The organism is Siccibacter colletis, assembly GCF_025914095.1.
Classification (GTDB): domain Bacteria; phylum Pseudomonadota; class Gammaproteobacteria; order Enterobacterales; family Enterobacteriaceae; genus Siccibacter; species Siccibacter colletis.
Window position 1 is genome coordinate 434663 of sequence record NZ_CP074352.1, and the last position, 22381, is coordinate 457043.

The 22381-nt window shown below is 57.3% G+C and carries 22 protein-coding genes; 9 read left to right on the forward strand and 13 right to left on the reverse strand.

Translation table 11 applies throughout. The annotated features are described in order from the left end of the window. Nucleotides 1-7: 7 nt before the first annotated feature. The gene (gene gltB / locus KFZ77_RS02155; protein WP_264385313.1) at nt 8-4468 is read right to left on the reverse strand and encodes a glutamate synthase large subunit; all 4461 of its coding nucleotides are present in this window, start codon (nt 4466-4468) and stop codon (nt 8-10) included. A gap of 681 nt (nt 4469-5149) precedes the next feature. Between gltB and KFZ77_RS02160 the strand changes: the two genes are divergently transcribed. From KFZ77_RS02160 to mtgA, 4 genes are all read left to right on the forward strand, one after another. Continuing rightward, entirely contained in the window at nt 5150-6112 is a 963-nt protein-coding gene (locus tag KFZ77_RS02160) for a TIGR01212 family radical SAM protein (protein WP_264385314.1), read from the forward strand. Nucleotides 6113-6203: 91 nt separating this feature from the next. Then, on the forward strand, nt 6204-8540 hold the full coding sequence (gene arcB / locus KFZ77_RS02165; protein ID WP_264385315.1) for an aerobic respiration two-component sensor histidine kinase ArcB: 2337 nt from the start codon (nt 6204-6206) through the stop codon (nt 8538-8540). 226 nt (nt 8541-8766) lie between these two features. Continuing rightward, on the forward strand, nt 8767-9420 hold the full coding sequence (gene elbB, locus KFZ77_RS02170) for an isoprenoid biosynthesis glyoxalase ElbB (RefSeq protein WP_264385316.1): 654 nt from the start codon (nt 8767-8769) through the stop codon (nt 9418-9420). An 11-nt stretch (nt 9421-9431) separates the two neighbouring features. After that, entirely contained in the window at nt 9432-10145 is a 714-nt protein-coding gene (mtgA, locus tag KFZ77_RS02175; RefSeq protein ID WP_406678796.1) for a monofunctional biosynthetic peptidoglycan transglycosylase, read from the forward strand. Between the two features lie 6 nt (nt 10146-10151). Here the strand turns inward: mtgA and yrbL are convergent, their stop codons facing one another. From yrbL to KFZ77_RS02235, 12 genes are all read right to left on the reverse strand, one after another. Next, entirely contained in the window at nt 10152-10787 is a 636-nt protein-coding gene (yrbL, locus tag KFZ77_RS02180) for a PhoP regulatory network protein YrbL (RefSeq protein ID WP_264385318.1), read from the reverse strand. Nucleotides 10788-10981: 194 nt separating this feature from the next. Beyond that, complete coding sequence (npr, locus tag KFZ77_RS02185; RefSeq protein WP_031519074.1) at nt 10982-11254, reverse strand: PTS phosphocarrier protein NPr; 273 nt, start codon at nt 11252-11254, stop codon at nt 10982-10984. Continuing rightward, nucleotides 11251-12105, reverse strand: coding sequence for an RNase adapter RapZ (gene rapZ / locus KFZ77_RS02190; RefSeq protein WP_031519072.1), 855 nt, complete (start codon nt 12103-12105; stop codon nt 11251-11253). The genes npr and rapZ overlap by 4 nt, the downstream gene beginning before the upstream one ends. 69 nt (nt 12106-12174) lie before the next feature. Beyond that, a complete protein-coding gene (gene ptsN / locus KFZ77_RS02195) occupies nt 12175-12660 on the reverse strand; it encodes a PTS IIA-like nitrogen regulatory protein PtsN (protein WP_031519071.1) in 486 nt (161 codons plus the stop codon). A 123-nt stretch (nt 12661-12783) separates the two neighbouring features. Then, entirely contained in the window at nt 12784-13071 is a 288-nt protein-coding gene (gene hpf, locus KFZ77_RS02200; RefSeq protein ID WP_031519069.1) for a ribosome hibernation promoting factor, read from the reverse strand. 22 nt (nt 13072-13093) lie between these two features. Then, nucleotides 13094-14527 carry an RNA polymerase factor sigma-54 gene (gene rpoN / locus KFZ77_RS02205; protein ID WP_031519068.1) on the reverse strand — a complete coding sequence of 478 codons (1434 nt, stop codon included), beginning with the start codon at nt 14525-14527 and terminating at the stop codon, nt 13094-13096. Between the two features lie 102 nt (nt 14528-14629). After that, nucleotides 14630-15355, reverse strand: a complete 726-nt coding sequence (gene lptB / locus KFZ77_RS02210; RefSeq protein ID WP_031519066.1) for an LPS export ABC transporter ATP-binding protein — start codon at nt 15353-15355, stop codon at nt 14630-14632. 6 nt (nt 15356-15361) lie between these two features. Further along, nucleotides 15362-15919: a lipopolysaccharide ABC transporter substrate-binding protein LptA gene (gene lptA / locus KFZ77_RS02215; protein WP_031519063.1), complete on the reverse strand. Its 558-nt coding sequence runs from the start codon at nt 15917-15919 to the stop codon at nt 15362-15364. Next, nucleotides 15888-16463: an LPS export ABC transporter periplasmic protein LptC gene (lptC, locus tag KFZ77_RS02220; protein WP_264385319.1), complete on the reverse strand. Its 576-nt coding sequence runs from the start codon at nt 16461-16463 to the stop codon at nt 15888-15890. The genes lptA and lptC overlap by 32 nt, the downstream gene beginning before the upstream one ends. Then, entirely contained in the window at nt 16460-17026 is a 567-nt protein-coding gene (gene kdsC / locus KFZ77_RS02225; RefSeq protein WP_264385320.1) for a 3-deoxy-manno-octulosonate-8-phosphatase KdsC, read from the reverse strand. The genes lptC and kdsC overlap by 4 nt, the downstream gene beginning before the upstream one ends. Nucleotides 17027-17042: 16 nt before the next feature. Beyond that, entirely contained in the window at nt 17043-18029 is a 987-nt protein-coding gene (kdsD, locus tag KFZ77_RS02230; protein WP_031519058.1) for an arabinose-5-phosphate isomerase KdsD, read from the reverse strand. A gap of 14 nt (nt 18030-18043) precedes the next feature. Further along, a complete protein-coding gene (locus KFZ77_RS02235) occupies nt 18044-19021 on the reverse strand; it encodes a calcium/sodium antiporter (protein ID WP_264385321.1) in 978 nt (325 codons plus the stop codon). A gap of 222 nt (nt 19022-19243) precedes the next feature. Here KFZ77_RS02235 and mlaF point away from each other — a divergent pair, with 222 nt between their 5' ends. Genes mlaF through mlaB form a run of 5 tightly spaced genes read left to right on the forward strand, consistent with a single transcriptional unit; the run spans nt 19244 to nt 22357 of the window. Next, nucleotides 19244-20059, forward strand: a complete 816-nt coding sequence (gene mlaF / locus KFZ77_RS02240; RefSeq protein ID WP_264385322.1) for a phospholipid ABC transporter ATP-binding protein MlaF — start codon at nt 19244-19246, stop codon at nt 20057-20059. Nucleotides 20060-20066: 7 nt separating this feature from the next. Then, on the forward strand, nt 20067-20849 hold the full coding sequence (gene mlaE / locus KFZ77_RS02245; protein ID WP_031519054.1) for a lipid asymmetry maintenance ABC transporter permease subunit MlaE: 783 nt from the start codon (nt 20067-20069) through the stop codon (nt 20847-20849). Between the two features lie 4 nt (nt 20850-20853). Then, nucleotides 20854-21405, forward strand: coding sequence for an outer membrane lipid asymmetry maintenance protein MlaD (mlaD, locus tag KFZ77_RS02250; RefSeq protein ID WP_035890781.1), 552 nt, complete (start codon nt 20854-20856; stop codon nt 21403-21405). Between the two features lie 17 nt (nt 21406-21422). Next, on the forward strand, nt 21423-22055 hold the full coding sequence (gene mlaC / locus KFZ77_RS02255; protein WP_031519051.1) for a phospholipid-binding protein MlaC: 633 nt from the start codon (nt 21423-21425) through the stop codon (nt 22053-22055). After that, nucleotides 22055-22357 carry a lipid asymmetry maintenance protein MlaB gene (mlaB, locus tag KFZ77_RS02260; RefSeq protein WP_031519049.1) on the forward strand — a complete coding sequence of 101 codons (303 nt, stop codon included), beginning with the start codon at nt 22055-22057 and terminating at the stop codon, nt 22355-22357. The genes mlaC and mlaB overlap by 1 nt, the downstream gene beginning before the upstream one ends. The last annotated feature ends 24 nt before the right edge of the window (nt 22358-22381 follow it).

Here is a 22381-nt window from a genome sequence, read left to right on the forward strand (position 1 = left end):
CGACCTCTTACTGCGCCTGCACCCGCAGCTCGGCTGCGGAACGACTACGGTGACCCAACAATGCTTTGACATCACTGGACTTCGGTTTAACCAGTGCAAATTTGGTGGAGAACGCTGGCCAGTTCGCCAGGATCTCTTCCCCGCGCTGCGAGCCGGTGTGCTGCACATGCTCGGTAATCAGGCCGCGCAGGTGCTCTTCGTGGATCGCCAGATCGTAAACGCTCAGCACTTCCACCAGCTCCGGGTTCACGCGTTTACGGAATTCGCCGTCTTCGTCCAGCACGTAGGCGAAGCCGCCGGTCATGCCCGCGCCGAAGTTAACCCCGGTTTTGCCGAGAATACAGACGATACCGCCGGTCATGTATTCACAGCCGTTATCACCGATACCCTCCACCACAGTGATCGCCCCGGAGTTACGCACCCCGAAACGCTCACCGGCACGGCCCGCAGCATACAGACGGCCACCGGTTGCGCCATACAGGCAGGTGTTACCGATGATGCTCGCCTCATGGCTGCGGAACGCGGAACCTACCGGCGGACGAATCGCCAGCAGACCACCCGCCATGCCTTTACCCACATAGTCGTTGGCATCGCCGGTCAGGTGCAGCTCCACGCCGCCTGCGTTCCAGACGCCGAAGCTCTGGCCCGCGGTGCCGCTGAAGTGCGCTTTGATTGGGTCGGAAGCCAGCCCCTGGTCGCCGTGGGTCTGGGCAATATAGCCAGAGAGTGAAGCACCCACTGAGCGGTCGGTATTGCGGATATCAAACCAGAAGGTCTTGCTCTGGCGTTCGTCCACATAAGGTTTCGCCTGGTTCAGCAACTGACCGTTCAGCACACCGTTATCGAACGGCGGGTTATGTTCGGTGCAGTACAGCGCTTTACCCGGATGCGGCTCGGCGGTTTCCAGCAGGCGTGACAGATCCAGCTTCTGCTGCTTCGCGGTATAACCGTCCAGCGCTTTCAGCAGGTCGGTGCGACCGATGAGATCCACGAGACGCGTCACGCCAAGCTGCGCCATCAGCTCGCGGGTTTCACGGGCGATAAATTCAAAGTAGTTGGTCACTTTGAACGGCAGGCCGTGATAGTGGTTCTTACGCAGCTTGTCATCCTGAGTCGCCACGCCGGTGGCACAGTTGTTCAGGTGGCAAATACGCAGGTATTTACAGCCCAGGGCCACCATCGGCCCGGTGCCGAATCCAAAGCTTTCCGCGCCGAGAATCGCCGCTTTGATGATGTCGAGGCCAGTTTTCAGGCCGCCATCCACCTGCAGACGGATCTTGTGGCGCAGGCCGTTAGATACCAGCGCCTGCTGGGTTTCCACCAGGCCAAGCTCCCACGGGCAGCCGGCGTACTTCACCGACGAGAGCGGGCTTGCACCGGTGCCGCCGTCGTAGCCGGCAATGGTGATCAGGTCCGCATAGGCTTTCGCCACGCCGGTAGCAATGGTGCCGACGCCTGGTTCGGAAACCAGCTTCACGGAGATCATCGCCTTCGGGTTGACCTGTTTCAGGTCAAAAATCAGCTGCGCCAGATCCTCAATTGAGTAGATGTCATGGTGCGGCGGCGGGGAGATAAGCGTCACGCCCGGCACCGAGTAGCGCAGTTTCGCGATGTACGGGGTAACCTTGTCGCCCGGCAGCTGACCGCCTTCGCCCGGTTTCGCCCCCTGGGCGACTTTAATCTGGATCACGTCAGCGTTAACCAGATACGCCGGGGTGACGCCGAAGCGACCCGAGGCAACCTGTTTGATGCGCGAAACTTTGTTGGTGCCGTAACGCGCCGGATCTTCGCCGCCTTCGCCAGAGTTGGAGTTGCCGCCGATGCTGTTCATCGCTTCGGCCAGCGCCTCGTGGGCTTCCGGGCTTAATGCGCCGATGGACATCGCGGCGGTGTCAAAGCGTTTGAACAGCTCGCTTGCTGGTTCCACGTTGTCGATGCTCACGGACTCGCCCTGCGGGGCCAGCGCCAGCAAATCGCGCAGCGTGGCCGCCGGACGTTCGTTCACCAGCTTTGCGTACTGCTGATAATCGCTGTATTCACCGCTCTGTACCGCCTGTTGCAGGGTGCGCACCACGTCCGGGTTATAAGCGTGGTATTCGCCGCCGTGCACGTACTTCAGCAGGCCGCCCTGGTCGAGGGATTTACGTACCAGCCAGGCGCGTTTCGACAGGTTCAGCAGATCCTGCTGGAAGTCGGCAAAGCCCGCGCCGCCGATACGGCTGACCACGCCCTGGAAGCAGAGCGACGACACCTCATCGTGCAGGCCCACCGCTTCGAACAGCTTCGAGCAGCGGTAAGAGGCGATGGTCGAAATGCCCATTTTGGACATGATCTTGTACAGGCCTTTGTTGATGCCGTTACGGTAGTTCAGCATCACGGTGCGGTAGTTCTTCTCGATCGCTGCGGTATCCACCAGCTTCGCCAGCGTTTCGTAGGCGAGATACGGGTAGATGGCCGTTGCACCGAAGCCCAGCAGCACGGCAAAGTGGTGCGGGTCGCGGGCGCTGGCGGTTTCAACAATGATGTTGGCGTCGCAGCGCAGGTTCTTCTCAACCAGACGAGTCTGGATAGCGCCCACCGCCATCGGCGCCGGTACCGGCAGACGGTCCTTGCCGATGTTACGGTCGGAGAGCACCAGCAGTACGGTGCCGTTACGCACCATCTGCTCGGCGCGATCGCACAGCGCATTAACCACCGCTTCAAGCGAGGTTTCATTCACGTCGAAGGTGATATCGAGCGTGTCGGCGCGATAGTGCTCCTCTTCCATCGTGGTGAGCTGTTTGAAATCGGAGTAGAGCAGGATCGGCGACTTAAAGCTCAGGCGGTGCGCCTGGCCTTCGGCTTCGCAGAACACGTTCATCTCGCGACCGATGCTGGTGGCCAGCGACATAACGTGCGCTTCGCGCAGCGGATCGATCGGCGGGTTGGTGACCTGCGCGAACTGCTGGCGGAAATAGTCATAAATAATGCGCGGCTGGCTGGAGAGCACGGCAAACGGGGTATCGTCACCCATGGAGCCGACCGCTTCCTGGCCGTTCTCGCCCAGCACGCGGATCACGGAGTCCAGCTCTTCGTTGCTGTAGTTGAACTGCTTCTGGTAGCTGGCCAGCAGATCGTCGTCCAGCTCGCGCGCGCCGACCTGCTCGTCCGGCAGATCTTCAAACGGCACCAGGCGGCGCACGTTCTTCTCCATCCACTCTTTATACGGGTGGCGGATTTTCAGATCGTAGTCGGTTTCCGCCGAGTGCAGAATGCGCCCGACGCGGGTGTCGATCACCATCAGCTCGCCCGGTCCGACGCGGCCTTTTTCGACCACTTCGTCCGGCTGATAATCCCAGATGCCCACTTCGGAAGCACAGGTGATGAGCTTGTCTTTGGTAATGACGTAGCGCGCCGGCCGCAGGCCGTTACGGTCGAGGTTACAGGCGGCGAAACGACCATCGGACATTACGATGCCTGCCGGGCCGTCCCACGGCTCCATGTGCATGGAGTTAAAGTCGAAGAAGGCGCGCAGGTCGGGGTCCATGTCCGGGTTGTTCTGCCAGGCTGGCGGCACTAAAAGACGCATGGCACGCACGATGTCCATGCCGCCTGCCAGCAGCAGCTCCAGCATGTTATCCATTGAGCTGGAGTCAGAGCCGGTTTCGTTGACGAACGGCGCGGCGTCATGGAGATCCGGGATCAGCGGGGTCTGGAACTTGTAGGTACGCGCGCGCGCCCACTGGCGGTTACCGGTGATGGTATTGATCTCACCATTGTGGGCCAGATAGCGGAACGGCTGCGCCAGCGGCCAGCGCGGCACGGTGTTGGTGGAGAAGCGCTGGTGGAACAGGCAGATGGCCGATTCCAGACGCAGATCCGCAAGGTCCAGGTAGAAGCGCGGCAGATCCGCCGGCATACACAGACCTTTATAGATGTTGACGAGGTTCGACAGGCTGCAGACGTAGAAGTCTTTATCATCCTGGATACGCTTTTCGATACGGCGGCGGGCAATAAACAGACGGCGCTCCATATCGCGCGGACGCCAGCCAGCCGGGGCGTTAACGAAGATTTGCTCAATGCGCGGCATGGAGGAGAGGGCGATCTCGCCCAGCACGCCGTCGTTGGTCGGTACATCACGCCAGCCGACGATAGACAGCGTTTCACGCTGCAGCTCTTCTTCCACAATGCGGCGGGAGGCCTGCGCCTTCTCGACATCCTGGCTTAAGAAAATCATGCCGACGGCGTAATTTTTTGCCAGCCGCCAGCCGCGCTCTTCGGCAACGAAGCGGAAGAAACGGTCCGGTTTTTGCAGCAGCAGGCCGCAACCATCGCCGGTTTTACCGTCGGCAAGGATTGCGCCACGGTGCTGCATACGAGCCAGTGCGTGAATGGCGGTTCGCACTACCTTGTGGCTAGGTTCGCCTTCTATGTGGGCGATCAGGCCGAAACCACAGTTATCCCTCTCAAGAGATTTATCGTACAACATATCAGTGAACCTCCCCAGGCTCTGCGGACCCCTTCGTTACCGATTGCGCACAGGCGTAATGAGGGCAAGGCGACGATATTAAGTGAGGCGGTTAACCTCATCTGTCGCCCTCTCTTTATCCTTTTCGCATCGGTACACAAGTGTTGAGGACTTGCTTTAAGAGGGAATCTCTATAACTGCATAAATATGATGAGCAGAACGCTCATCCAGAAAGCTTCCAGCGGATTTCCAACTTATCGGGAATCCGGATTCAGGTCAAATGGCATTCTTATTTATACAAAATTGTGCTAATGAGCGCTTAACCTAATGATATACAGGCTTATTTAACCTTTTTTACATTCAAAAAGCGCAGCGTATCAGGCCTGAGGAGTGTGATCTGTCTCACTATCGATAAGCGGTAAAAAGCGCAAACCATAGCGCCACTGGCGCGAATACCAGCATAAAATGCCAATAATGCTCCGCTCGCCGCAGCATGCCACTGTTTTTGCCGCTGTGTCATATTCCTTAAATAATGGGCAATGTTATAAGCAAAAGTAATCACATTACGAATGCGTGAAATTTCGATTTTAATGAATGATTATTCAACAGGTAAAGCGTATCCAGGGCGTTTGATCCATGTCATCGCCGGAATACGTTTAAAATGGCAGGCTTGGCCCTTTTCTCAGGCCGGTCACTCAGATTATGCAGTTACAGAAATTAGTCAATATGTTTGGTGGGGATCTTGCCCGTCGCCATGGGCAAAAGGTTCACAAGCTTACCCTACACGGCGGCTTCAGCTGTCCGAACCGGGACGGCACCCTCGGACGCGGCGGCTGCACCTTCTGTAACGTCGCCTCGTTTGCTGATGAAGCGCAGCAGCACCTTTCTGTCTCAGAACAGCTAACGCACCAGGCGCAAAGGGTCAACCGCGCCTCGCGCTATCTCGCCTATTTCCAGGCCTATACCAGCACCTGGGCTGAAGTGCAGCTACTGCGCAGTATGTACCAGCAGGCGACGAGCCAGGCAAACGTAGTAGGGCTGTGCGTGGGCACCCGTCCGGACTGCGTGCCGGAGACCGTACTGGATCTGCTGGCCGGCTATCGCGAGCAAGGGCTGGAGATATGGCTGGAGCTGGGCCTGCAAAGCGCCCACGATGTCACGCTGCGCCGCATCAACCGCGGTCACGATGTGGCCTGCTATCTGGAAACCACTCGCCGCGCCAGGGCGCGCGGCCTGAAAGTCTGCTGCCACCTTATTGTGGGCTTGCCGGGGGAGGGAATGACGGAAAATCGTGTGACGCTCGATCGCGTTGTGGAGAGCGGGACGGAAGGTATCAAACTGCATCCGCTGCATATCGTAACCGGCAGCACCATGGCAAAGGCGTGGCAGGCCGGGCGGCTTAACGCCATCGCGCTGGAAACGTACACGGCCATTGCCGGGGAGATGATCCGCCATACGCCGCCAGAGGTGGTTTTCCATCGTGTGTCCGCCAGCGCCCGTCGGCCAACATTACTCGCGCCGCTGTGGTGTGAGAACCGCTGGACCGGCATGGTGGAGATCGATCGCTATCTTACTCAGCATGGCGGCCAGGGCAGCGCCATCGGGCGAGCCTGGCACGCGCCGGAAGATATTGTCTGTTCCACCGCTGCAGCCATTGCCCGCTAAACCCCGGCGCGTGCCGCACTTTTTTCGCGCTATCATCAACCTGGCGGCGCGAATTGAGTATGATGGCGCAAAGCGTGCAAAGGAAAGAGACATGAAGCAGATCCGAATGTTGGCGCAGTACTATGTTGATTTGATGATGAAACTGGGGCTGGTGCGGTTTTCCATGCTGCTGGCCCTGGCGCTCGTGGTACTGGCGATCGTGGTGCAGATGGCGGTCACGATGGTGCTTCACGGCCAGGTGGAAAGCATCGATGTGATCCGCTCCATCTTCTTTGGTCTGCTGATCACCCCCTGGGCGGTCTATTTTCTTTCGGTGGTGGTCGAACAGCTGGAGGAGTCGCGCCAGCGGCTGTCGAAGCTGGTGGAAAAGCTGGAGGAGATGCGCGAGCGCGATCTGAAACTGAATGTCCAGCTAAAGAACAACATCGCCCAGCTTAATCAGGAGATCGCCGATCGTGAAAAGGCCGAAGCCGAACGTCAGGCCACCTTTGAGCAGCTGAAAATTGAAATGAAAGAGCGTGAGGTGACCCAGCTTCAGCTTGAGCAACAATCCTCTTTCCTGCGCTCCTTCCTCGACGCCTCGCCCGACCTGGTTTTCTATCGTAACGAAGACAAAGAGTTTTCCGGCTGCAACCGCGCCGTGGAGCTGCTGACCGGTAAAAGCGAGAAGCAGCTGATCGGCCTGAAGCCGCATGATGTCTATAGCGCCGACGCGGCCGAGAAAGTACTGGAAACCGATGAGAAAGTGTTCCGCCACAACGTGTCGCTGACCTATGAACAGTGGCTCGACTACCCGGACGGGCGCAAAGCCTGCTTTGAGATCCGCAAAGTGCCGTACTACGACCGCGTCGGTAAACGTCACGGCCTGATGGGCTTTGGCCGCGACATCACCGAGCGTAAGCGCTATCAGGATGCGCTGGAGAGCGCCAGCCGCGATAAGACCACCTTCATCTCTACCATCAGCCATGAACTGCGCACGCCGCTCAACGGCATCGTTGGCCTGAGCCGCATTCTGCTGGATACCGACCTGACGGCCGAGCAGGAGAAATACCTGAAGACAATCCACGTCTCAGCGGTAACGCTGGGTAATATCTTCAACGATATTATCGACATGGACAAAATTGAGCGGCGTAAAGTGCAGCTCGACAACCAGCCGGTAGACTTCACCAGCTTCCTTGCCGATCTGGAAAACCTTGCCGGGCTGCAGGCCCAGCAAAAAGGGCTACGCTTTGTCATGGAACCCGCGCTGCCGCTGCCGCACATGGTGAAAACCGACGGTACGCGCCTGCGCCAGATCCTGTGGAACCTCATCAGCAACGCGGTGAAATTTACTCAGGAAGGGCAGGTTACGGTGCGGATTGCCTATGAGAAAGGCACCATGCTGCGCTTCGAGGTGGAGGACTCCGGTATCGGCATTCCGCAGGAGGAGCAGGACAAGATTTTTGCTATGTACTATCAGGTGAAGGACAGCAACGGCGGCAAGCCGGCCACCGGGACCGGTATTGGTCTGGCGGTATCGCGTCGGCTGGCGAAAAGCATGGGCGGAGATATTACCGTCGACAGCCAGCCGGGCCGCGGCTCGATCTTCACCCTGACGATACAGGCACCGCGCGTCGCGGAAGAGGTGGAAAACACGCTGGATGAGGACGATATGCCGCTGCCGGCGCTGCACGTGCTGCTGGTAGAAGATATCGAGCTCAACGTGATTGTTGCCCGTTCGGTGCTGGAAAAACTGGGTAACAGCGTGGACGTAGCGATGACCGGCAGCGCGGCGCTGGAGATGTTCAGCCCCGGCGAATATGACCTGGTGCTGCTTGATATTCAGCTGCCGGATATGACCGGGCTGGATATCTCTCGCGAGTTAAACCAGCGCTACGGTAAAGACGAACTGCCGCCGCTGGTGGCGCTGACCGCCAACGTGCTGAAAGACAAGAAAGAGTATCTGGACGCCGGGATGGACGACGTGCTGAGCAAGCCGCTGGCGGTGCCGGCGCTGGCTGCCACCATCAAAAAATTCTGGGACGTCCGGGATGACGAGCAGGAGGATACGATGCAGCAGGATCACGATAAGCAGCAGAGTCTGTTTGATATACCGATGCTTGAGCAGTATATCGAACTGGTTGGCCCGAAACTGATCACCGACGGGCTGGCGGTGTTTGAGAAGATGATGCCGGGTTATCTGGAGGTGCTGGAGTCCAACTTTACCGCCCGGGATCAGAAAGGCATCGTTGAAGAAGGACATAAAATTAAAGGTGCCGCCGGCTCGGTCGGCCTGCGCCATCTTCAGCAGCTGGCGCAGCAAATTCAGTCCCCGGATTTACCGGCGTGGTGGGATAACGTTGGTGAATGGATTGAGGAGCTGAAACAGGAGTGGCAACACGACGTGTCAGCGCTGAAAACCTGGGTGGAGAAGACCCATAAAAAATGACCCCGGCTAAACCGGGGTGCGCGAATACTGCGCCAACACCAGGGAAATCGTGGCTTCGCCATTTGGATAGTGATTGTCAGCCCGGCGCGGCCAGTGGTATCTCGTGGGTCGCACATAAGATAGCAAAACTCACATGTTTTGTTACATGATTCAGTAAAATGTGTGACGCTTAGCGTTTAATTGCAAATTTGTGATAACCATCATTGTGTTACCTGAGGGCAGGGAAATGAAAAAAGTCGGAGTCGTGCTGAGCGGATGCGGGGTTTACGACGGTTCGGAGATTCATGAGGCGGTGATTACGCTGCTGGCGCTGGCGAGAAATGGTGCCACCGCGATCTGCTACGCGCCGGACAAAGCCCAGAGCGATGTGATCAATCACCTTACCGGCGAGACGATGCCGGAAACACGTAATGTGCTGGTGGAAGCGGCGCGCATTGCCCGCGGTGATATTCACCCTCTCGTCAGCGCGCGGGCAGACGATCTGGATGCGCTGATTGTGCCGGGTGGTTTTGGCGCAGCGAAAAACCTCAGCACGGTAGCGAGCGCGGGCAGCGATGCCGTCATCGACGACGATCTGCTGCGCCTGAGCCAGGCGATGCATCAGGCCGGTAAACCTCAGGGTTTCATCTGTATTGCCCCCGCAATGCTGCCAAAAATTATTCCGGCTCCGCTGCGCCTCACTATCGGCACCGATATTGATACTGCAGAGATGGTGGAAGCGATGGGCGGTGAGCATGTGCCTTGCCCGGTGGATGACATCGTTATTGATGAAGATAACCGCATCGTCACCACCCCGGCGTGGATGCTGGCCGAGGACATCGCGCAGGCTGCACAGGGCATCGAGAAACTGGTGGCCCGCGTGCTGGAGCTTTGCGAGTGAAGCGAGGGCGTATGTCGCCCCTTGGGCTGATCAAACGCTGGCTGCTGCGTGGGGTTGCGATCGTTATGCTGTGCTGGGTGGGCGGGATTCTGGCGTTCAGCGTGCTGCCGGTACCGTTCTCCATGGTGATGGCGGAGCGGCAGCTCTCTGCCTGGTTCAGCGGCGACTTCAGCTACGTAGCGCACTCAGACTGGGTGAGTATGGATAACATCTCGCCGTGGATGGGGATGGCGGTAATTGCCGCCGAGGATCAGAAATTCCCTGAGCACTGGGGTTTTGACGTGGCGGCCATCCAACAGGCAGTAGCGCATAACGAACGCAGCGACACGCGCGTGCGCGGGGCGTCTACGCTCTCGCAGCAGACGGCAAAAAATATGTTCCTGTGGGACGGTCGCAGCTGGCTGCGTAAAGGCCTGGAGGCAGGGCTGACGCTGGGCATCGAGACGGTGTGGAGCAAAAAGCGCATCCTGACCGTCTACATGAATATTGCTGAATTTGGCGACGGCGTGTTTGGCGTTGAGGCGGCAGCGCAGCGCTATTTTAACAAGCCCGCCAGCCGCCTGACTGCCAGCGAGGCCGCGCTGCTTGCCGCCGTGCTGCCTAATCCGATCCGCTACAAGGCGAATGCGCCCTCTGGCTATGTACAGCGCCGTCAGGCGTGGATTTTACGCCAGATGCGCCAGCTGGGTGGTGAATCCTTTATGGCGCAGCATCACCTGGATTAAACAGCGTTAAGCCTGATGGGATGAGAGTTCCATCGGGTTGGCGCTGGCTGGCAGCGTCTTTTCACTCTCCAGTACCGCGGCCAGAACCTTGCTGGCCATAAAGCGCTGCCAGGTGCGTTCCAGCTTGCGCTGATAGAACCATCCGGACCAGGTCGCCAGTGGGATCAGCGTGCCTTCCCCGATATTGTCACAGATCACCGGTACCACTTCTGAGGCGCTGATACGGCGGCACAGCACGTTCTGCGGCTTCAGCGTCATTGTCACAATCCGGTTGTTTTCCATATAGCGTCTGAGCGCTTTCAGCATATGGCGCAGCACCTTCACATCTTCAGGATAGCGGCACTGTTCAGCAAACTCGGTAAGCGTTATTGAGGGCTTACCGTCGAAATCGGTAATCACATCGTAGACGTAGCCGGTGCCGAGATCGGTTTCTATCGTGCCGTAGTAGCGCGGAATACCGCTCCAGTCTTTCAGGCGGCGCGACAGCTGTGCGTAGTAGTTCAGCTCGCGTCGGGTTTCTTTATCCCCGCCGTGACCGCTGTTGTAGATAATTTTGATGCAGCGCTGGGCGTCATCCGGGTGCGGATAACACTTGCGGTGCCGCCCGGTGCCCAGGGGGGTCAGTTCAGATAAACGAATCATGTGACTTTCCTGGAAATATTTATTAACACACCACCAGTATCGCCAGGTTAGTTAAATGAACTTTCAACGAGAGTCTTAAGTTTTTCTTAAGGTTTATTCTGAAAGTGAAGAGCGCACAAAATGTAGAAAATCTGTAAACGACGGGCAATAAAAAACGCCGATCGGCGTTTTTCAGAGAGGGAAGGAAGAAAGCATTACTCTTCGTCGAACCCGGCATTAAACAGGGCGACGACCGCCGTGAGCGCCTCCTGCTCCTGGGGGCCGCTGGCTTCAACCTCAATGTGCCCGCCCTGAGCGGAGTCGAGCATCAGCAGGGCGATTACGCTGCTCGCTTCAGCCTCGGTGCCTGCTTCATTACGCAGCAGCACTTCCGCATCAAAGCTCTGCACCAGTTCAAACAGCTTCATGGCCGGGCGGGCATGCATCCCCAGCTTGTTGGTGATTTCAACGGTCTGTTTAACGGTCATGCTTTACGTTTTTCCAGGGTACGATGACGGGACTGAACGTTTTTACCGCGCGAGCGGAAATAGTCCGCCAGCTGTTCAGCGATATAGACCGAGCGGTGCTTACCGCCGGTACAGCCGATGGCAACCGTGAGATAGCTGCGGTTGTTCGTTTCCAGCATCGGCAGCCAGAGTTCTAAGTAGCTGCGCGTCTGGTAGATAAAGTTGTGCACTTCGGTATGGCGATCGAGAAACGCGGCGACGGGCTTATCGAGGCCGGTCATGGGACGCAGCTTCGGATCCCAGTGCGGGTTAGGCAGAAAGCGCACGTCAAATACGTAATCGGCGTCAATCGGGATGCCGTGCTTAAAGCCGAAGGATTCAAACACCATCGTCAGCTCGCGCTCGCGCTTGCCCAGCAGGCGGGTGCGCAGCATTTCGGCCAGCTCGTGCACCGACATTTCCGAGGTGTCGATGATCAGATCGGCCCGCGAGCGCAGCGGCTCCAGCAGATCGCTCTCTTCATCAATGGCGCTTTCCAACGACAGATTCTTGCTGGAAAGCGGATGCAGACGACGGGTATCGCTGTAGCGACGAATCAGGGTATTGCGGTCGGCATCAAGGAACAGCAGCTGCGGCGAGAAGGTGTCGGGCAAGTTGCTCATCGCCTGTTCGAACACTTCCGGCGATTCCGGCATGTTACGCACATCAATGCTGACCGCAGCAGAAATCTGCCTGTCGGCCAGGGAGTTCGCCAGCTCCGGCAGCAGCACCACCGGCAGGTTGTCTACGCAGTAAAAACCCATATCTTCCAGCGCGCGCAGGGCTACGGATTTCCCTGAGCCCGAACGGCCACTGACAATCATCAGCACCATGAACTGTCTCTCCCCCGGACATCAGATGATACCGTGACGGCACCATCGCAGACCACGTGTCGGCCTTTGTTATTCAGTCTCATCGCTGCCTTCAGTAATGATCTGGTACAGCTCCTCATCGCTGGTCGCCGCCCGCAGGCGACGGCAGATGGTTTTATCTGCCAGACGCCGCGCCACCAGCGACAGCGTATGAAGGTGCGTTTTTGTCTGATCGGCAGGCACCAGCAGGGCAAACAGCAGATCCACCGGCTGGTTATCAATCGCGTCAAAAGCGATGGGCGTTTCCAGTTGCACAAAAACGCCCACGGCGCGCAACGTGTCCTCTTCCAGCTTGCCGTGAGGAATGGCGATGCCGTTACCAATACCGGTACTGCCCATGCGTTCGCGGGTCAGTATCGCTTCAAACACCACCTGCGGCGGCAGGCTGAGCTGCTTTGCCGCCAGTTCGCTGATAATTTCCAGCGCGCGTTTTTTACTCTGGCAGTGGACGCCACTTCGTGTACATTCCTGATTCAGGACGGTGCTCAGTTGCAGAGCGGATTCATTGTTCATCATATCGTTTCACCTGAGCGTCTCGTGATGCGCTTCTGACCGCGCCCGCGCGTGCGGGCGATTGAGCGGGAAACGGCTCGGGCCAGGGCCACGAGCCGTCAACGCATCAGCTATACGCCCGGACAGTCAATGTTGTTTTAGTTTATCTTTATGTTTGTTGAGCTGCCGCGCCAGTTTATCAATTAAACCGTCGATAGCGGCATACATATCCTGACCTTCCGCGCTGGCATGGATCTCCCCGCCGTTCACGTGCAGTGTGGCATCCGAAATATGCGTCACCTTCTCCACTTTCAGCACAATATAAACCTGGTTAATCCTTTCGAAGTATTGTTCCAGTTTGGCAAACTTCGTCGTCAAGAAGTCGCGCAGCGCTTCGGTAATTTCGACGTTGTGACCGGTAATGTTGAGCTGCATAGTGTCTTCCTTATCGGTTAAGTCACACCAGCTGTTTACGCTGGTTAGACGGCGGGATGGATAAAGACTCTCGGTACTTGGCAACGGTACGACGGGCCACCATGATGCCCTGGTCGGACAGCAGGGTTGTCAGTTTACTGTCGCTCAGCGGTTTGGCGGGGTTCTCCGCCGCGATCAATTTCTTCACCAGCGCACGGATTGCCGTGGAGGAGGCTTCGCCGCCGCCCTCGGTATTGACGTGGCTTGAGAAGAAATACTTCAGTTCAAAAATACCGCGCGGGCTGTGCAGATACTTCTGCGTGGTCACGCGTGAAATCGTGGATTCGTGCATCTCGACGGCCTGGGCGATATCCGCCAGCACCATCGGTTTCATGTACTCTTCGCCCTGCTCAAAGAAGGCCTGCTGCTGCTCGACGATGCAGCGGCTGACGCGCAACAACGTATCGTTGCGGCTTTCCAGGCTCTTAATTAGCCACTTCGCTTCCTGCAGGTTGCTGCGAATGAAGTTGCTGTCCGCTTCATTGCGTGCGCTGCCGCCAAGTGACGCATAGTGCTGATTGATGGAGAGGCGCGGCAGGCTGTCGGCATTCAGCTCGACGACCCAGCGTCCGGCGTGTTTGCGTACCAGTACATCCGGGATCACATACTCCGGCTCGCCGGTCTGGATCGACTGGCCCGGACGCGGATCCAGGGACTGGATCAGCGCCATCGCCTCTTTGAGCACATCTTCTTTCAGCCGGGTTACGCGCATCAGGCTGCGGAAATCGTGGTTGGCGAGCAGATCGAGGTGATCGCTCACGATCAAGCGGGCTTCGGCGAGGCGGGGCGTATCTTTGGCATATTGCGACAGCTGGATCAGCAGGCAGTCGCGCAGATCCCGGGCGGCAACGCCAACGGGGTCGAAACGCTGTACGCGCTTAAGCACCGCCAGCACTTCCTCCAGCGACAGCTCGTCATTGCCGATGCTTTCAAGAATATCGTCCACCGGGACGGTGAGATAGCCGGTCTCGTCCACGGCATCAACGATGGAGGTAGCAATGGCGCGATCGGTGTCAGAGAAGGGCGTCAGCTCTACCTGCCACATCAGGTAATCCTGTAGCGACTGGGTGGTTTCACCCTGGTAGATGGGCAGTTCGTCGTCCTGATAATCGACGCCGTTGCCCGACGGGGTGCCGGCGGTGTAGATCTCATCCCAGCTGGCATCCAGCGGAAGCTCTTCCGGCATGTCAGGCTTTTCCAGCGCTTCGCGGGTATCCAGCGCCTCGCTGTCGGTGGTTTCCTGGGTGGCAATCTCGTCGTGAAGATCGGTTTGCTCAAGCAGCGGATTACTTTCCAGCGCCTGCTGCAGTTCCTGCTGAAGTTCTAACGTAGACAGCTGCAACAGACGGATAGCCTGCTGCAACTGGGGCGTCATAGCAAGCTGTTGGCTGAGCCTAAGTTGCAAACCTTGCTTCATAATCAGAGCGGATATCCTCAGGTTTTACACCTGAACCTGTCATCACGGTGAGAGACACCGCGCCAGAAGAGGTTCAGGCGATACACATTAATGGCTACCGTATCAGAGTCTGAACTCTTCCCCAAGATACACGCGCTTCACCTGCTCATCTTCGAGGATGGCGGCAGGGGTGCCGTGGGCAATCAAATGCCCCTGGCTGACGATATACGCACGCTCGCACACCGCCAGTGTTTCACGTACGTTGTGGTCGGTAATCAACACGCCGAGGCCGCTGTCGCGCAGATGCTCAATGATGCGTTTGATGTCGATAACCGAAATCGGGTCAACCCCGGCGAAGGGTTCATCCAGCAGGATGAATTTCGGGTTGGCGGCGAGGGCGCGGGCGATCTCAACGCGGCGGCGTTCACCCCCGGAGAGCGACTGCCCGAGGCTGTTGCGCAGATGGTCGATATGGAACTCTTCCATCAGCTCTTTCGCGCGATCCTCACGCTGTTCGTCGGTGAGATCGTCACGGATCTGCAGCACCGCCATTAAGTTATCGTAGACGCTCAGGCGGCGGAAAATAGACGCTTCCTGCGGCAGATAGCCAATCCCGCGACGCGCACGGGCGTGCAGCGGCAGCAGGCTGATATCTTCGTCATCAATAATGATGTTGCCGGCGTCGCGCGGCACGATGCCCACGACCATGTAGAAGGTGGTGGTTTTACCAGCGCCGTTAGGGCCAAGCAGACCGACGATTTCGCCGGAGTTAACCGTCAGACTGACGTCTTCCACCACGCGGCGGCCTTTGTAGGCTTTAGCGAGGTTTTTTGCGATAAGTGTAGCCATAGCGGATCAGTTACTCTTTCTCTGGGCCTCAGGCGCGGCCTGGCCATTTTTTTCCTGCATCTGCGACGGCACCAGCACGGTGGTCACGCGTTTGCCTTTTTCGCTGAACGCCTGCATTTTCTGCTCTTTCACCAGATAGGTGATCTTGTCGCCCTTGATGTTGCTGTCGAGCTGTTCAAGATAGGCGTTACCGGTCAGCACCACGAAGTCTTTCTGCAGTTCATAGTGCATCTGCGAGGCGTTGCCTTTTACCGGCTTGCCGTTGTCCTGCATCTGGTAGAAGGTCGCGGGATTGCCGTAGCCGTCGATGACTTCTTTGCCTTCCTGACCACCCGGACGGGTAACCACGACTTTATCGGCATTGATTTTGATGGTGCCCTGCGTCACCACCACATTGCCGGTAAAGGTCACGACGTTGCCCTGCATATCCAGCGACTGCTGATCGGATTCAATATGGATTGGCTTTTCGGTATCACCCGTCAGCGCCAGCGCCAGCGGGCTGGATGCCAGTAATACGCTCGCCAGCAGCAGATTAAGGCTGCGTTTGTTTGTTCTGAATTTCATAGGATGTTCTAACCTTTTCAATCAGCTCGGCGTTCTTGCTGCGTAAGTTACCACGCATCTTCATACCGCTGGAGTTAAAGCTTGTGCCATAAAGCGTTACCAGCGAGTCGGAGGAAACATCCTGCGTCACGAGGTTAACTTGTGCTTTGTCTGTGGTGATCTTACGTAACTGTGAATCGGGCGTCAGGGCGTTAACCTCGACGTGGCCCTCAAGATACAGCATCTGATCGTTTGTTAATTTGGCCTTGTCTGCTCTGATTGACCAGGTCGGCACTTTTGCCTTATCAAACGAGGTCATCACCGGCTTGGTGAAAAATGAGACCGCGTCGTCAGAATAGTATTCAACGTGTTGCGCCACCAGACGGTAGTTCAGCGCGCCTTCAGGGCTGTACACCACCGTGTTGGACTGCTCGCTCTGGTACGTCGGCTCACCGCTGTTGGTCGCTACCTGGCTGGTGGTGTCGTTATCGGCGAGGTTTATCCCGATTAACACCAGCACCGCCAGCACGAGCAACACGATTACCCAACGTCTGGTTTTACTCATATGGATTGCCCTTTGGCCTCTTCAAGCTTGCCCTGCGCCAGCAGCAGCAAATCGCATACTTCGCGTACCGCGCCGCGTCCGCCGCTGATGCGGGTAACGTAGTCAGCGCGGGGGATCAGCAGCGGATGCGCATCGGCAACCGCCACGCTCAGCCCGACTTTTTCCATTACCGGCCAGTCGATTAAATCGTCACCGACGTAAGCCACATTTTCCGGGCTAACTGACAGTTTATCCAGTAAATCGCGCCAGGCGACAAGTTTATCGCTTTGTCCCTGGTAAAGATGTGTAATGCCGAGAGTTTCACAGCGGTCTTCCAGCAGTTTCGCTTTCCGCCCGGTGATGATGGCCACCTCAATACCTGAGGTGAGGGCGCAACGGATACCGTAGCCGTCACGGACGTTAAACGCCTTCAGCTCTTCTCCATTATTACCCATATAAATCAGGCCGTCAGACATCACGCCATCAACGTCGAGAATAAGCAGACGAATCTGTGCCGCCCGCTCAATTACGTGCGTGCTGACGGGGCCGTAGCAGGTCGCCAGAGACGCATTCAGGTTACTCATTCACGCTTATCCTTCATTACACTACGCCGGCGCGCAGCAGATCATGCATATGTATCACACCGTGCAACTGGTCGCCATCAGCAACCAGGACAGAAGTAATGTGGCGGGACTGCATCAGGTTGAGCGCGTCGACGGCGAGAGTACCAGGTCGTACGCGAATGCCGCCGGAGGTCATCACGTCGGCGATGTTCAGCTGGTGCAGATCAACCCGCATATCGAATACGCGGCGCAGGTCACCGTCAGTGAAGATGCCTTCGATTTTCATCAGATCGTCGCAGATCACCGTCATGCCGAGGTTTTTACGTGTAATCTCCAGCAGCGCATCGCGCAGCGTGGCATCTTTGCTGACGCGCGGGATTTCATCGCCGGTATGCATAATATCGTTCACGCGCAGCAGAAGTTTACGGCCCAGCGCGCCGCCCGGATGCGAGAGGGCGAAATCCTCCGGTGTAAAGCCGCGTGCTTTCAGCAGGGCCACCGCCAGCGCATCGCCCATTACCAGCGTTGCAGTGGTGCTTGAGGTCGGAGCCAGCCCGAGCGGGCACGCCTCTTTGGGCACTTTCACGCACAGGTGAATGTCGGCTGCGCGCGCCATGGCGCTTTCCGGGCGACTGGTGATGCAGATGAGCGGCACCTGCAGGCGCTTAAGCACCGGGATCAGCGCCAGGATCTCATTGGATTCGCCAGAATTGGAGATAGCGATGACGATATCCTGAGCGGTGACCATGCCGAGGTCGCCGTGGCTGGCTTCGGCAGGATGCACAAAGAAGGAAGGCGTACCGGTGCTGGCGAACGTGGCCGCCATCTTTTTGCCGATATGGCCCGATTTGCCCATGCCCATAACCACCACTTTACCCGGGCAGTAAAACATCTTCTCGCAGGCCTGAGTAAAATCGTCGTTGATGTAGCGGTCAAGCTGCGCCAGGCCTTCACGTTCAATTTCCAGGACATCCTTTCCTGCCTGCTGAAAGTCAAAGCCCGGCGGTAAATCTATCTGCGACATAGTGAGTTTCCGATTTATCCAACAAGACGCGGTGAGATCGCAAAAATCATCACCATCCACACAATAAAACCACAGGTTAACAGGGCGCCGGTGCGTCTGCTGATGTGGCGTGAGCGCCGCCAGCAGAGCAGGGCGAAGATGACGCTGACCACCAGCATCACCAGGTAATCGCGCGAGAACGCAAGCGGGTCAAATGTGCCTGGCGCAATCAGCGCAGGTAGCCCCGGCACAATTGCAATATTAAAGATATTAGACCCGATGATGTTGCCAATAGCGATGTCATCTTCGCCTTTTCGCGCGCCAGCAATGGCGGTAGCCAGCTCCGGCAGACTGGTGCCAATCGCAATCACCGTCAGGCCAATCGTCAGTTCGCTGACGGCAAAATAGTGCGCCGCTACCGTCGCGTTATCGATGATGATACGTGTCGCCATCGGCATGATGATCAGCGCGACCCCCAGCCACAGGCAGGCCACCGGTACGCTGCCGTCCTGCGGCAGTTCCGCAAGCTGCTCCTGCGTAAGGCGATCGCTGCCTTGTTTTTCAGCCAGGCGGGCGATTTTAACAATAAACAGCAGATAAAATGCCGCCAGCAGCAGCAGAATGACCCCTTCGCTGCGGGAGAGCGCGCCATCATAAAAGAACAGGCCGGCGAGCATACTGACCAGCAGCATCAGCGGCAGTTCGCGACGCAGGATATCAGAATGCACCGTGAAAGGATGAAGGAATGCGGCGAGGCCGAGGATCAGCAGGATATTGGTGATGTTCGATCCCAGCGCGGTCCCCATCGCCAAATCCAGTTGACCGTTAAGACCGGCGGAAACTGCCACGATGATCTCCGGCAGCGAGGTGCCGACGCTGACCACCGTCATGCCGATCACCAGCGGCGGGATGCCCATGCTCCGGCACAAAATTGAGGCAGCAAAAACCAGCCGATCGGCACTGTAGACAACCAAAAGTAAACCGATAATTAACAGGGCCGTAGCTAAGAGCATGAAAAATCCTTTATTCGGGTATAATCGTCGGTCCACAGGGGGAACGGCTGCCGGTCAGGCAGGTGTCCGATCGATGCGTAATTCTGACTTTATGCGCCGGAAAAGTAAAACAAATGCCAGCTTTCGCTAACCCCTGGCAGCAAATATCTGTAAAAATGTGGGGTTCAGGATGGCGTCTGGTGCCATGCTTACCCGTTAATTTTTCTCTGAAAGGATTACGTCATGAGCCAGACCGATGTAAATCTGGTCGAAGTCAACGGTGTCACCTTTAGCCGAAGCAACCGGCGCATCTTTGATGACATGTCGCTGACGGTGCCGCGTGGCAAAATTACGGCCATCATGGGGCCTTCCGGGATCGGAAAAACCACGCTGCTGCGCCTGATCGGCGGGCAGATCCAACCCGATTGCGGGCAGATCCTGTTTGATGGCGAAAACATCCCTGAGATGTCGCGCTCGCGGCTGTTCACGGTGCGTAAGCGCATGAGCATGCTGTTTCAGTCCGGCGCACTATTCACCGATCTCAACGTTTTCGAAAACGTAGCCTATCCGCTGCGTGAACATACCCGTTTACCCGAGCCGCTGCTGCACAGCACCGTAATGATGAAGCTGGAAGCCGTTGGGCTGCGCGGCGCGGCAAAATTGATGCCCTCCGAGCTGTCCGGCGGCATGGCGCGTCGTGCGGCGCTGGCGCGGGCCATCGCCCTTGAACCCGATCTGATCATGTTTGACGAACCTTTCGTGGGTCAGGATCCGATTACCATGGGCGTGCTGGTCAAGCTTATCTCGGAACTGAACCGCTCGCTGGGCGTTACCTGCATCGTGGTCTCCCACGACGTGCCGGAAGTGCTGAGCATTGCGGATTACGCCTACATCGTTGCCGATCAGCGCATCGTGGCGCAGGGTAGTACTCCGTCGCTGCAGCAGAACGACGATCCGCGCGTGCGGCAGTTCATGGACGGTATTGCGGATGGCCCGGTGCCGTTCCGCTTCCCGGCCGGGGATTATCGTCACGATCTTCTGACTGGAACAGGGAGTTAATCCGCCCATGTTGTTAAATGCACTGGCCGCCATCGGCCATCGCGGGTTAAAGAGCTGCGCGACCTTCGGACGCGCCGGGCTGATGCTGTTCAATGCCGTGGTCGGCAAGCCCGAATTTCGCAAGCACGCCCCGCTCCTGATGCGTCAGCTCTATAACGTCGGTGTGCTGTCGATGGTGATTATCATCGTTTCTGGCGTGTTTATTGGTATGGTGCTTGGCCTGCAGGGATATCTGGTACTGACGACCTACAGCGCTGAAACCAGCCTCGGGATGCTGGTGTCACTGTCGCTGCTGCGTGAACTGGGGCCGGTCGTCGCCGCGCTGCTGTTTGCCGGCCGAGCCGGCTCGGCGCTGACGGCAGAAATTGGCCTGATGCGCGCCACGGAACAGCTCTCCAGCATGGAGATGATGGCGGTTGACCCGCTGCGTCGTGTTATCTCGCCGCGCTTCTGGGCCGGGGTCATCTCCCTGCCGCTGCTGACCATCCTGTTTGTCGCCGTCGGCATCTGGGGCGGCGCGCTGGTGGGCGTGAGCTGGAAAGGTATCGACGCTGGCTTCTTCTGGTCTGCCATGCAGAATGCCGTAGACTGGCGCCTCGATCTGGTGAACTGTTTAATTAAGAGTGTGGTGTTTGCCATTACCGTAACGTGGATTGCGTTATTTAATGGCTATGATGCGATTCCGACGTCCGCAGGGATCAGCCGGGCAACTACACGTACCGTTGTGCACGCATCGCTGGCCGTTCTCGGCCTGGATTTTGTGCTCACTGCACTGATGTTTGGGAATTAAGTTCATGCAAACGAAGAAATATGAAATCTGGGTTGGCATTTTTATGCTGTTGGCGCTGCTGGCCGGGCTGTTTATCTGCCTCAAAGTGGCCAACGTCACCTCATTACGTACTGAACCGACGTACCGTCTGTACGCGACGTTCGATAACATTGGCGGCCTGAAAGAGCGCTCACCGGTGCGTATCGGCGGGGTGGTGATTGGTCGGGTGGCTGATATTTCACTCGACCCGAAAACCTATCTGCCGCGCGTAACCATGGATATTGAAGAGCAGTACAACCATATCCCCGATACCAGTTCGCTGGCGATCCGCACGTCAGGCCTGCTGGGTGAGCAATATCTGGCGCTTAACGTCGGTTTTGAGGACCCTGAGCTGGGAACGTCTATCCTCAAAGAGGGCGGCGTCATTCAGGACACCAAATCCGCAATGGTGCTGGAAGACCTTATCGGACAGTTCCTTTACAAGAGTAACAGCGGCGACAATAAGAATGACGCCGATGCGCCGGGACAGGAACCCGAGAATAATAGTGCAGCGCCGCAACCCGGTGCCGTGAACTAATTCAGGAGATAATGACTATGTTCAAACGTCTGTTAATGGTTGCGATGCTGGTGGTGGTAGCCCCGCTGGCAATAGCGGCCGACCAGTCAAATCCATATGCGCTGATGAACGATGCGGCGAAGAAAACTTTTGATCGCCTCAAAAATGAGCAGCCGCAGATCCGCCAAAACCCGGATTACCTGCGCGAGATCGTCGATCAGGAGCTGCTGCCGTATGTGCAGATCAAATACGCCGGTGCGCTGGTACTGGGTCGCTATTATAAAGATGCCACTCCGGCGCAGCGCGAGGCGTATTTCGCCGCGTTCCGTGAGTACCTGAAGCAGGCTTATGGCCAGGCGCTGGCGCTCTATCACGGCCAGTCTTATCAGATCGCGCCGGAGCAGCCTCTGGGTGATGCCAATATCATTCCGATTCGCGTCACCATCGTCGACCCGAACGGACGTCCGCCGGTGCGCCTGGACTTCCAGTGGCGTAAAAACAGCCAGAGCGGTCACTGGCAGGCGTATGACATGATTGCCGAAGGGGTAAGCATGATCACGACCAAGCAGAACGAGTGGAGCGATCTGCTGCGTACTAAAGGCATCGACGGTCTGACGGCGCAGCTGAAGTCCATCTCGCGTCAGCCGATTACCCTGGACCAGCAGAAATAATGTCTCAGGCCTTGAGCTGGGCGCGTGAAGAGACGCGCCTGATCCTGCGCGGTGAGCTGGAGAACGACACCCTGCTGCCGCTGTGGGATGTCAGAGAGCAGGTCAGCGCCGGGGTCACGACCCTTGATTTGAGTGGACTGACCCGGGTAGACACCGCCGGTCTGGCGCTGATCATTCACCTCTATGCCCTGGCCTCTGAAGCGGGTACGCCGGTAACGATCAGCGGTATGAGCGAGAACCTGACAGCATTATCGCAGCTTTACAACCTACCAAGCTCGCTGCTGCCTGCCTCAAATAATTAATATTTTCATTGTGTTACTAAAAAG

What these genes read in the sequence shown, in the direction of transcription:
- gltB (WP_264385313.1), bottom strand. Translation starts at nt 4,468, where the DNA reads ATGTTGTACGATAAATCTCTTGAGAGGGATAACTGTGGTTTCGGCCTG.
- KFZ77_RS02160 (WP_264385314.1), top strand. Translation starts at nt 5,150, where the DNA reads ATGCAGTTACAGAAATTAGTCAATATGTTTGGTGGGGATCTTGCCCGT.
- arcB (WP_264385315.1), top strand. Translation starts at nt 6,204, where the DNA reads ATGAAGCAGATCCGAATGTTGGCGCAGTACTATGTTGATTTGATGATG.
- elbB (WP_264385316.1), top strand. Translation starts at nt 8,767, where the DNA reads ATGAAAAAAGTCGGAGTCGTGCTGAGCGGATGCGGGGTTTACGACGGT.
- mtgA (WP_406678796.1), top strand. Translation starts at nt 9,432, where the DNA reads ATGTCGCCCCTTGGGCTGATCAAACGCTGGCTGCTGCGTGGGGTTGCG.
- yrbL (WP_264385318.1), bottom strand. Translation starts at nt 10,787, where the DNA reads ATGATTCGTTTATCTGAACTGACCCCCCTGGGCACCGGGCGGCACCGC.
- npr (WP_031519074.1), bottom strand. Translation starts at nt 11,254, where the DNA reads ATGACCGTTAAACAGACCGTTGAAATCACCAACAAGCTGGGGATGCAT.
- rapZ (WP_031519072.1), bottom strand. Translation starts at nt 12,105, where the DNA reads ATGGTGCTGATGATTGTCAGTGGCCGTTCGGGCTCAGGGAAATCCGTA.
- ptsN (WP_031519071.1), bottom strand. Translation starts at nt 12,660, where the DNA reads ATGATGAACAATGAATCCGCTCTGCAACTGAGCACCGTCCTGAATCAG.
- hpf (WP_031519069.1), bottom strand. Translation starts at nt 13,071, where the DNA reads ATGCAGCTCAACATTACCGGTCACAACGTCGAAATTACCGAAGCGCTG.
- rpoN (WP_031519068.1), bottom strand. Translation starts at nt 14,527, where the DNA reads ATGAAGCAAGGTTTGCAACTTAGGCTCAGCCAACAGCTTGCTATGACG.
- lptB (WP_031519066.1), bottom strand. Translation starts at nt 15,355, where the DNA reads ATGGCTACACTTATCGCAAAAAACCTCGCTAAAGCCTACAAAGGCCGC.
- lptA (WP_031519063.1), bottom strand. Translation starts at nt 15,919, where the DNA reads ATGAAATTCAGAACAAACAAACGCAGCCTTAATCTGCTGCTGGCGAGC.
- lptC (WP_264385319.1), bottom strand. Translation starts at nt 16,463, where the DNA reads ATGAGTAAAACCAGACGTTGGGTAATCGTGTTGCTCGTGCTGGCGGTG.
- kdsC (WP_264385320.1), bottom strand. Translation starts at nt 17,026, where the DNA reads ATGAGTAACCTGAATGCGTCTCTGGCGACCTGCTACGGCCCCGTCAGC.
- kdsD (WP_031519058.1), bottom strand. Translation starts at nt 18,029, where the DNA reads ATGTCGCAGATAGATTTACCGCCGGGCTTTGACTTTCAGCAGGCAGGA.
- KFZ77_RS02235 (WP_264385321.1), bottom strand. Translation starts at nt 19,021, where the DNA reads ATGCTCTTAGCTACGGCCCTGTTAATTATCGGTTTACTTTTGGTTGTC.
- mlaF (WP_264385322.1), top strand. Translation starts at nt 19,244, where the DNA reads ATGAGCCAGACCGATGTAAATCTGGTCGAAGTCAACGGTGTCACCTTT.
- mlaE (WP_031519054.1), top strand. Translation starts at nt 20,067, where the DNA reads ATGTTGTTAAATGCACTGGCCGCCATCGGCCATCGCGGGTTAAAGAGC.
- mlaD (WP_035890781.1), top strand. Translation starts at nt 20,854, where the DNA reads ATGCAAACGAAGAAATATGAAATCTGGGTTGGCATTTTTATGCTGTTG.
- mlaC (WP_031519051.1), top strand. Translation starts at nt 21,423, where the DNA reads ATGTTCAAACGTCTGTTAATGGTTGCGATGCTGGTGGTGGTAGCCCCG.
- mlaB (WP_031519049.1), top strand. Translation starts at nt 22,055, where the DNA reads ATGTCTCAGGCCTTGAGCTGGGCGCGTGAAGAGACGCGCCTGATCCTG.